General features: G+C 63.1%; 9 protein-coding genes and 1 pseudogene. 1 reads left to right on the top strand and 9 read right to left on the bottom strand.

Annotated elements, in window-relative coordinates:
• Nucleotides 1-113 precede the first annotated feature (113 nt).
• Nucleotides 114-692 (bottom strand): annotated as a pseudogene (gene imuA, locus ACVOMF_RS19245) (translesion DNA synthesis-associated protein ImuA); the annotation flags it as partial.
• Complete coding sequence (lexA, locus tag ACVOMF_RS19240) at nucleotides 692-1,300, bottom strand: transcriptional repressor LexA (protein WP_481510691.1); 609 nt, start codon at nucleotides 1,298-1,300, stop codon at nucleotides 692-694. The gene lexA and the pseudogene imuA, both read right to left, overlap by 1 nt.
• Nucleotides 1,301-1,459: 159 nt before the next feature.
• Here lexA and ACVOMF_RS19235 point away from each other — a divergent pair, with 159 nt between their 5' ends.
• Entirely contained in the window at nucleotides 1,460-2,404 is a 945-nt protein-coding gene (locus ACVOMF_RS19235) for a GGDEF domain-containing protein (RefSeq protein ID WP_481510690.1), read from the top strand.
• Nucleotides 2,405-2,945: 541 nt separating this feature from the next.
• Here the strand turns inward: ACVOMF_RS19235 and ACVOMF_RS19230 are convergent.
• From ACVOMF_RS19230 to tadA, 7 genes are all read right to left on the bottom strand, one after another.
• Nucleotides 2,946-3,644 (bottom strand): YiaD family glycine zipper/OmpA-like lipoprotein, encoded by a 699-nt coding sequence (locus ACVOMF_RS19230; RefSeq protein ID WP_481510689.1) that lies wholly within the window; start codon nucleotides 3,642-3,644, stop codon nucleotides 2,946-2,948.
• A 137-nt stretch (nucleotides 3,645-3,781) separates the two neighbouring features.
• Nucleotides 3,782-5,191: a cryptochrome/photolyase family protein gene (locus ACVOMF_RS19225; protein ID WP_481510688.1), complete on the bottom strand. Its 1,410-nt coding sequence runs from the start codon at nucleotides 5,189-5,191 to the stop codon at nucleotides 3,782-3,784.
• A 14-nt stretch (nucleotides 5,192-5,205) separates the two neighbouring features.
• Nucleotides 5,206-6,636 (bottom strand): replicative DNA helicase, encoded by a 1,431-nt coding sequence (locus ACVOMF_RS19220; RefSeq protein WP_282267020.1) that lies wholly within the window; start codon nucleotides 6,634-6,636, stop codon nucleotides 5,206-5,208.
• 215 nt (nucleotides 6,637-6,851) lie between these two features.
• Nucleotides 6,852-7,409 carry an NADPH-dependent FMN reductase gene (locus tag ACVOMF_RS19215; protein ID WP_481510687.1) on the bottom strand — a complete coding sequence of 186 codons (558 nt, stop codon included), beginning with the start codon at nucleotides 7,407-7,409 and terminating at the stop codon, nucleotides 6,852-6,854.
• A gap of 94 nt (nucleotides 7,410-7,503) precedes the next feature.
• A complete protein-coding gene (locus ACVOMF_RS19210) occupies nucleotides 7,504-8,358 on the bottom strand; it encodes an EcsC family protein (RefSeq protein ID WP_481510686.1) in 855 nt (284 codons plus the stop codon).
• Nucleotides 8,359-8,363: 5 nt separating this feature from the next.
• Entirely contained in the window at nucleotides 8,364-8,939 is a 576-nt protein-coding gene (gene orn, locus ACVOMF_RS19205) for an oligoribonuclease (RefSeq protein ID WP_481510685.1), read from the bottom strand.
• Nucleotides 8,940-9,030: 91 nt separating this feature from the next.
• Nucleotides 9,031-9,534 (bottom strand): tRNA adenosine(34) deaminase TadA, encoded by a 504-nt coding sequence (tadA, locus tag ACVOMF_RS19200; RefSeq protein WP_481510684.1) that lies wholly within the window; start codon nucleotides 9,532-9,534, stop codon nucleotides 9,031-9,033.
• Between the last annotated feature and the right edge of the window lie 161 nt (nucleotides 9,535-9,695).

Genomic DNA, 9,695 nt, shown 5'->3' with positions numbered 1-9,695 from the left:
CCCCCCCCCCCCTCCCCCCACCCCCACCCCCACGCCCCCCCCCCCCACCCCACCCCCCACCCCCCCCCCCCCCCCCCCCGCGTCGCCCCCCCCCGGGCGCGCCCCCCCCCCCCCCCCCCCCGACACTTCAATACCCGCAGCTGCGCTGGCTGCGCATCGATGGCGATACGCAAGGCAGCTGGCGAAGGATTCTTCGCAGCCTGCAACGGTCGGCTGGCAAAACCCAGCGTCTGCCCTGATTCGGCCGCCACCTGCAGCCGTCGCAAGGCCTTGTCTTCGGCCATCTGCGGCCAGCACAGCACGGCACCGCAGCTACCCGAACGCAGGCATTGTTCAGTCGCCCATAGCGCATCACGTTGATCATTGGCCTGCACCACCTGCAACTGGCGCAGGTCGATACCCGCCGCCTGCCAGGCCGGCGCATACGGAATATGCGGCGGTGCCACCAGCACCACGCGCTCACCGGCCTGGGTCAAGCGGGCCAGCGAGGGCCATAGCAGCTGCAACTCACCCACGCCTTCGGCCGGCAACAGAATCTCGCTCAGTGCGGACTCGGGCCAGCCACCGGTAGGCAGCGCCTCATCCAGCAAGGCATGGCCCGTCGGCTGGCGGCTGGCCGGCAGCGGCGCAGGCCGGCCACGCCAGACCCGGCGTTCGTGCAGCAGGCTGTCGAGGGCAACAACCGCGCCCATCAGCCGCGCCGCACCAGTCCACAGAACACACCTTCGATGGCGAAATCCTGATCGTGCTGCACTTCAATCGGCGCATAAGCCGGGTTGCGCGGCAGCAAGCGCAGCCGCGTGCCGCTGCGCGAGAGCCGCTTGATGGTCAGCTCACCGTCCAATCGCGCCACCACCGTCTGCCCGTTGCGTGCATCGCTGCTGCGCCGGACGCCGACCAGATCGCCGTCGAAAATACCGTCGTCGATCATCGAATCGCCCTGCACCCTCAGCAGATAATCCGGACGCGCGGCAAACAGGCGTTCGTCCAGTGCAAGGGTATCGACCAGCTCGGCATCGGCGCCGATCGGTGCACCCGCCGCGACCCGGCCAAGGATGGGCACCTGCAGCAGCTCCGCACGCGGCGCCAGCCCCGCCGGGCGGATTCCCCGCGCCTGCCCGGCAGCCACCTCGATCAGGCCGGCCTCGCTCAAGGCCAGTACGTGTTTGCGCGCCGCACCGCGTGATGCCAGCCCACAGGCGGCGGCAATCTCGGCCAACGAGGGCGCCTGTCCGTGCCCATTCACCTGGTCACGGATATAGCGAAGGATGGCGGCACGGCGCGGGCTGAGGTCAGTCATGGAGTACATTTGTACTCCATCTGCACAAAGCTCGCCAGAGCCTGAGCGCCGCTATTCAGGTGAATACGAAAAACACAGCGCCGCTGCTATCTTTTGCTGCATATGGACCCTAAAACCTCCATAAAATCGCACCCGTCCCTGCCCCAGGCATTGCGCAGCGTGCCGCTGCGTACCATTGCTCCGGTCACCACACTGGCCCTGCTGTTCTTCGCGATTTGGCTGTGGTTTGACGGGCAGCGCCTTGCTGCCGCAGTCAGCTGTCTGTTGTCGGCACTGGCCTTGCTGGCCAGCGTGTGGATCCATCAGCGCAAGCCCCGCCTGGAGACAGGCGGTGTGTTGCTGTGCCTGGGCACGGTAGGCGGCAGCCTGCTCTCCGCCTGGCAGCTGGGTAGCGACGCACTGCCATGGACCTACCTGACCTTGATGTCCAATTTCTTCATTGTCCGCAACCAGATCGCCACCCCGCTCAATCTGTTGCTGGTTGCCGGCCTGCTGCTCATGCCAAACGTGCTGCTCGGTCACCCTGCACACCTACAGGCACTGACGGTGATCGTGCTGGTATTCGGCTTTGGCTACCACTTCTCCCGCCGCCTGCAAGGCGACCGCACGCGTCTTGAGATGCTGGCATCACTGGATGCACTGACCGGCGTCCCCAACCGACGCGCTTTGGAAAAATCATTGCAAGCGCACATCGATGGCATCCGCGATGAGCGCTACCGGCAAGGTCTGGTGGTGATCGACATCGATAATTTCAAAGAGGTCAACGATCACTACGGCCATGGTGCCGGTGATACCGCCCTGTCCGACCTGGCTGCAATCCTGCGTTTTGAACTGCGTGCGAACGATCAGGTATTTCGTTTTGGCGGCGAGGAATTTGTGATTCTTGCCGATACCGGCAGTCAAGAAGCGCTGTTCCGTTTTACCGAGCGCCTGCGCAAAGCAGTCTATGAATCGCTGCGCGGGCCAGGCGGCCGCATCACCATCTCGGCAGGCGCGGCGATGTATGCCGGTGAGCGACGCTGGCAGGACTGGTTTGCGCGTGCCGATGCAGCGCTGTACAAAGCCAAGGGCAAGGGACGCAACAGCGTGGTGGTGGCGGAATAGCTTTGGCTGTTGCCTTTGGCTGTTGCCTTTGGCTTTGGCTCTGCCCCCTCCCTTGCGCCGCAGGCGTAGGGGAGGGTTGGGGAGGGGTAGCTTTCGCCTTCGCTTTCGCCTTCGCTTTCGCCTTCGCTTTCGCCTTCGCTTTCGCCTTCGCTTTCGCCTTCGCTTTCGCTTTCGCCTTCGCTTTCGCCTTCGCTTTCGCTTTGCTTTTACCCTTGCCTCCGCAGTGCGCGCAGTGGACTTTCCGCGAGCCAAAGCCAGAGCAAAAGCAAAAGCCCCCTCATCCGGTGCTGCGCACCACCTTCTCCCGCAAGCGGGAGAAGGGAGCAAAAGCTGTAGCCAGAACAAGCGCAAAACCAAAGCCACGGCAAAGCCAAAACAACAACAGCAACAGCCGAAACAACAGCCGCAGCAACAGCAACAGCCGGAGCAACGGCCGGAGCTACCCCACCCCAGCCCTCCCCTACGTCTGCGGCGCAAGGGAGGGAGCAAAAAAGGGCCGCTTGCGCGGCCCTTCGTTTACAACATCAAGCAGCCGCTTCGATCACGAACGCAGCGGAATCACGCGGATCTCGACGCGGCGATTCTGCGCGCGACCTGCATCGGTGCTGTTGTCGGCGATCGGATAAGCCTTGCCTGCACCCAGGGTTTCAATGCGCTCACGCTGCACGCCCTGTGCGGTCAGGTATGCCGCCACCGCATCCGCACGTTCCTTGGAAATACGGTTGTTCACCGCATCACTGCCGATGCTGTCGGTGTGGCCAACCACTTCGATCATGGTCTGGTTGTACTCGCTCAAGGTGCTGGCAACGCCATTGAGCGCACCGTAGAACTGCGGCTTCAGCGTGGTCTTGTTGAAATCGAAGGTGATGCCGTCGGGCAGGCTCAGGGTGATGTTGTCACCTTCGCGCTGCACGTCGATACCGGTGTTGGCCGTACGCTCACGCAGTGCGCGCTCCTGACGGTCCTGGTAGTTACCAACCGCAGCACCGCCGAGTGCGCCGATACCGGCACCGACCATTGCGCGCTGGCGACGCTCGGTGGCGTTGCCGCCGCTGAGCAGGCCGGCCGCAACACCGATGGCCGAGCCGATCAACGCGCCCTTGCCGGTCTTGTTCTGCTGCTGGGTCTGATTGCCGTACTGGTCCTGCTGCACATACGAGCCACCGGTAGCACAGGCCGAGAGGACGGCTGCCGCCACCAAGCCAATGGAAAGATTACGAACAACAGTAAGGGTGGTCATCTGAGTCTCCTGATAGGCCGGACTGGCCAGCGTGGATTTGCCGGGCAAGCATAAACATCGCGACGCATTACCTGCGTGATCCTCAACCTTCGTCACAGGTGTCCATTCATCTAACTGTCTTGCACGTTAAGCCAATGTCAGCGGCAACGCTGGTACGCGGCCAAGGCCTCATCCCGGCCCTGGGCAAGGTCCACCAGGGGCTGGGTCGGGTAGCTTGGCGCAAGCTCCGTCAGCAGCTGTGGGAACTGCCAGGGCGAGAACCGCGCCTTCACCGGCAGCGCCGCCAGTTCGGGTACCCAACGGCTGATGTAGCGGGCGTTTGGATCGAACTTCTGCGCTTGCGTCACCGGATTGAACACGCGGAAATACGGCGCCGCATCCGCACCAGTGCCGGCGATCCACTGCCAGCCCATGCTGTTGTTTGCCAGGTCGGCATCCACCAGGGTGTCCCAGAACCAGCGTGCGCCCTCTTTCCAGTGCATGCGCATGTGCTTGCACAGAAAACTGCCCACCAGCATCCGCACGCGGTTGTGCATGTAGCCGGTTGCCCACAACTCACGCATGCCCGCGTCAATGATGGGAATGCCGGTACGGCCTTGCTGCCACGCCGCCAGCATCTCCGGTTGCGCCGGCTCCCAGGCAAAACGCTCGAAGCGTGGATTGAGGTTGACGTCACTGGTCTGCGGAAAGTGATGCAGCAGATGCCAGGAGAACTCGCGCCAACCCAACTGGCGGATATAGCCATCGATGTCCGCATCACGGCCAGCACTGCGCATACTTTCCAGCGTGTAAGCGATACGCCACGGTGCGATCTCGCCGAAATGCAAGTGTGGCGACAACAGCGAGGTACCCGTGCGGTCCGGCAGATCGCGTTGCTCGCGGTAGCCATTGAGCGCGCCATCGGCGAAGACTTCCAGTGCTTCCTGCGCGCCGGCTTCGCCGGGTTGCCAGTGCTCCCAGAAACCGACATCCCAATCCAGACGAGGTTTCAGCCCAAGCGCCTGCAAGGGCAAGCCCGACAGCTTCGGCGAACTTAGCTTGCGCGGCGCTTCGGACATGGCAGGCAGACGCCAACGGGTCAGCGCGTTGCGCCAGAACGGCGTGAACACCTTGTACGGACCACCTTGCAGCGTGGCCAGTTCCCAGGGTTCAAACAGCAGATAGCCGTTGTGGCTTTCCACATGCAGGCCCTGCTCGCGCAGGCCACGCTTGATCGCTGCATCACGTGGTTGCGTGGCAGGTTCATATTTGCGATTCCAGTAAACCGCCTCGGCACCGCTTTCAGCAATCAATGTCTGCAGCTGCGCCATGCTGTCGCCACTGCGCAGCAGCAAGGCCGAGCCGATGCCGCGCAGTTGGGCGTCGAGCTGCTGCAGCGAATGGTGCAACCAAGCGTCGGAGGCAGCGCCCGGCGCCCAAGCCCCCTCCTCCTGCGGCGCATGGATATAGACCGGTACTATCTGGTGACCGGCCTCGATCGCGGCCTGCAACGCCGGATTGTCACGCAGCCGCAGATCGCGGCGGAACCAGACAATGGCGGTGGACATGCAACAGCTCCCGCTTACTCGAATGAACCGACCGAATCGTGGCTCAGGTTGTCAAAGCGGGTGTACTCGCCGAAGAACTTCAATTTGCACGAACCGGTGGGGCCACCACGGTGCTTGCCGATGATGATCTCGGCCAGGCCCTTGTCCGGCGAATTTTCCTTGTTGTAGTAATCGTCGCGGTAGATGAAGACGATCATGTCCGCATCCTGCTCGATAGCGCCGGATTCGCGAAGGTCAGCCATCACCGGGCGCTTGTCGGTACGGGTTTCCAGGGAGCGGTTGAGCTGTGACAGCGCGATCACCGGCACGTGCAACTCCTTGGCCAGGCCCTTAAGCGAACGCGAGATTTCCGAGATTTCGGTGGCGCGGTTCTCGCTGTTGCCCGGCACGCTCATCAGCTGCAGGTAGTCGATCACGATCAGGCCCAGGTCGTGCTCGCGCTTGAGCCGGCGGCACTTGGAACGCAGCACTTCCGGCGACACGCCAGGCGTATCGTCGATGAAGATCTTGGTTTCCTTCAGCATGCGGATGGCGCCGGTGACGCGGCTCCAGTCCTCGTCCTCAAGCTGGCCGGTACGCAGGCGCTGCGCATTGATGCGGCCGTTGGACGAGATCAGGCGCATCGCCAGCTGCGATGCGGACATTTCCATCGAAAATACCGCCACGCCCTTCTTCGACTTGATCGCCGCGTACTCGGCAATGTTCAAGGCGAAGGTGGTCTTGCCCATAGCCGGACGCGCGGCCAGGATGATCAGATCGGTCGGCTGCAGACCGGCGGTCATCGCATCGAAATCGTTATAACCGGTCGGCAGGCCGGTGATGTTGCCGCCGTTCTCGAAGCGATTGCGCAGCTCTTCGAAGGCGTCTTTCAACGCACCGGGCATGGCAACGAAGTCGGTGCGGCCGCGCGCGCCCTGTTCGGCGATTGCGAAGACCGACTTCTCGGCGGTCTGCAACAGTTCGGCACTGTCCCGGCCTTCGGGCTGGAAACCGTCATTGACGATATCGGTGCCGACCTGGATCAGCTGCCGCAGCACCGCCTTGTCGCGCACGATCTCGGCATAGGCACCGATATTGGCAGCCGACGGCGTGGTGCTGGCCAGTTCGATCAGGTAGGCACCGTCGCCGACCATATCCAGCTTGCCCTGCGACTCGAACCATTCACCCAGGGTGACCGCATCGAACGGACGATCGCGCTCGGACAGCTCGCGGATCGCACGGTAGATCAGCTGGTGGTCACGCCGGTAGAAATCCTTGTCGGTCAGCGCCTCGTTGACCCGGTCATAGGCCTCGGGTGCCAGCATCAGGCCGCCAAGCACGGCCTGCTCGGCTTCCACCGAATGAGGGGGCACGCGCAAAGCGTCGATGCGCTGCTCGCTGCGATCGGAGCGGTCATTGCGGTCACCGCGGTCGCGGTCGGAACGGAAACCAGTACGGGCGGACATGAAAAGCGTTATTCCTGCAATAAGGCCGTGCGGCCATGGTAGGTGGGCATTGCCCACCGGGATACGTACAAGTCTGTGGATAACCTGTCCACAACCCAAGCCTGCAAGGGCTGGGGATTGGGCTGGCATACAGAAACAAGCACCCGACGCCATTGCAGCGCCGGGGGCGGATTATCGCATGGGCAGCATCAGCGCCGCCCTGCTCCCCCAGGACTTCAGGCGCGGTGCTGGCGCTCGATCCAGACCAGGAACTTGTCGACAAAACCCTGCAGGAACTGGCGGGTGCCCTCATTGCTGATGCTGCCGTCAGCTTCGATCAGCCCTTCCTTGAAATGCAGGAAGGCCTCCGGCTGCGGCATCACCGCCAGATCGACGAATACCAGCACGTTGCGCAGGTGCTGCTGGGCCAGGGCGCTGCCGATCGCACCAATGGAGGTGCCAACCACCGCTGCCGGTTTGCCGGCAAAAGCGTTGTCGCCGTATGGGCGCGACGCAGTGTCGATGGCGTTCTTCAGCACACCGGGAATCGAACGGTTGTATTCAGGGGTGACGAACAGCACCGCATCGGCGGCACGCACCTGGTTCTTCATGCGCGTACCCTGCGCCGGGAACTGGCTATCGTGATCCTGGTTGTACAGCGGGATGTCACCGATCTGTATGTAGTCAAACTTGACCCGATCACCGCCCAGCTTCTCCAGCGCCAGCGCCAGCCGCCGGTTGATCGATTCCTTGCGCAGACTGCCGACGAAAACCGCGATCTTGTACTGGCTCATGACCACCTCGCTCCGTAAGAAGGGCACAGGCTAGCCAGCATGGGCTTCGCAACAGGTGAAGGCAACGCCTGCCATCAGCGCGGGGTGTGCACCATCAGAGGCGCAGGCGACCGGTAAGCCCGCCATAGGCCAGCCGCACGGTATCAAAGCCGTACTTCGACTCCAGCCGCTTGATGATGAAATGGCCGCGCGCCATGTCCTGGTAATAAGCGGTAAACATGGTGTTCAAGGTGGCACCGGCCACCGCGCCGATCACCGGCACTGCCTGTGCAACAAACTTCTCTGACACCACCACCCCGAAGCGGGCAGCGATCTTCTCGACGATCCTGGCCAGCCACTTGCCGGCTTCCTTCGGCCCCAAGCCGAGCAGCACCCCATGGCTGCCACTGATCGCGCTACCGGCCAACTCCGCCGACAGGTGCCGCATCACCTCGGTGGTGAAGCCACGCGCAAGGTAATAACCGGTTTCGCTGGCATCGTCCTGACCGGAATTTCCGCCCAGCGCAAACACCTCAAGACAGGCCTGCCGGGTTGCCATCTCATTCAGATCGAAACCTTCGCTGCGGGCGACATCGGCTACCGCGCGCATGATGATGGTGGTCGACAACGGCAACTCGATCGCCAGTGCCGGCAGGCCACCTGCCCCGCCCAACGCGCCAGAAGCCGCCGCCGCCAGCTTGTGCAGGCGTGGTGATGCAGGCTTGCCGGGTTGTTTGTTGTCCATCGTCCACAGCGCCGTCTGCGCAGCCTTGTACAGGGCCGCTTCGGTGACGCCCTGGATGCGCGAAGACACCGCCGAGGGCAGCTTGCGCACCGCGAATTCCAATGGCCCACCGATCAGGTTGGCCATCTTGGCGGTGAGCGTGGGCGACTCCAGCAAACCCACCGCACGCTCCAGATCGGTCAGATCCTGCGCGTTGTCATGCAGACGCAGAGCAAGCTCGGTCATTCGTTTCAACCTGCTTCAGGCAAGCCCGCCAGCACGCCCATGAACTGCCGGTAGTGGCGCAGTTCGGCGATGGAATCGTGCACATCGCTGAGCGCGGTATGGCTGGACGTCTTGCTCACACCGGCAGCAACCGTCGGCGACCAGCGCTTGGCCAATTCCTTGATGGTGGACACATCGAGGTTGCGGTAGTGGAAGTACTTCTCCAGCCGCGGCATCTGCCGGTGCAGGAAGCGCCGGTCCTGGCAGATCGAATTACCGCACATCGGCGAGGCGCCGGCCTTGATCCAGTCCTGCAGGAAGGCAATGGTCCTGGCTTCGGCCTGGCCAACCGTGATGGTGCTGTCCAGCACCCGCTGCCACAGGCCTGAGCGCTGGTGCTGGTTACGGTTCCACTCGTCCATCGCTTCCAGCGTGGCCAAGGGATGGCTGATGGCGAACTCGGGGCCTTCGGCCAGCACATTGAGCTGACCGTCGGTGACGACGGTAGCGATCTCGATGATGGAATCGTTGTCCGTATCCAGACCAGTCATTTCCAGATCAATCCAGATCAACCGATCGTTACCCGCGTTGTTGTCCGCCATGTGCCGCCTCGTGCTTGGGGCCGGCGGTCAAATACCGCACGGCCGGAATTTCGAAGCGCACATGATACCCCTGCCCAAGGTGGGAGCTACGTCAAAGATCGTCCGGGGTCAGCAACGGACGCCCGCGCTTGGCCCTGAAATAATTGGTAAGGCGCAGGCTGGCCTCTTGTGCCAGCACCCCGCCCTGCACCTGCACACGGTGATTGTGGCGTGGATCGGTGAGCAGATCGAACACGCTGCCGCAGGCACCGGTCTTGGGATCGGTGGCGGCAAATACCACCCGCGCGATGCGCGCGTGCACCAAGGCCATCGCACACATCGCGCAAGGCTCAAGCGTCACGTACAAGGTGCTGCCAATCAGCCGGTGATTGCCCAGCGCCTTGCCAGCCTGGCGCATGGCAACAATCTCGGCATGCGCACTGGGGTCATGGCTGGCGATATTGAGGTTCCAGCCTTCGCCCAGCAGCGCGCCATCGGCGCCCACCAAGACCGCGCCAACCGGAATTTCATCGAACTCGCGCTGCGCACGATCGGCCAGCGCCAGCGCGTGGCGCATCCACTGTTCGTCGTTGAGGGCTGGATCAATCTGGGACATGCAGGGAACACGGGGATGGAAGCGGCGCAAGGGTAGCGCAGATGACCGCAGCCTGCTGCTTGACGGCCCGAGCAACAGGTATTTGCCTGCAGGAGCGGCGTAGGCCGCGAAGCACGCTGTTCATCAGACGACGCAGTTGCCTGGGGCCAGGCAACGTCAGC

The sequence above is a fragment of the Stenotrophomonas sp. STEN022 genome (genome assembly GCF_056760155.1).
The sequence above is the reverse complement of the archived record's forward strand: the minus strand, read 5'-3'. Positions and strand labels throughout refer to the sequence as shown.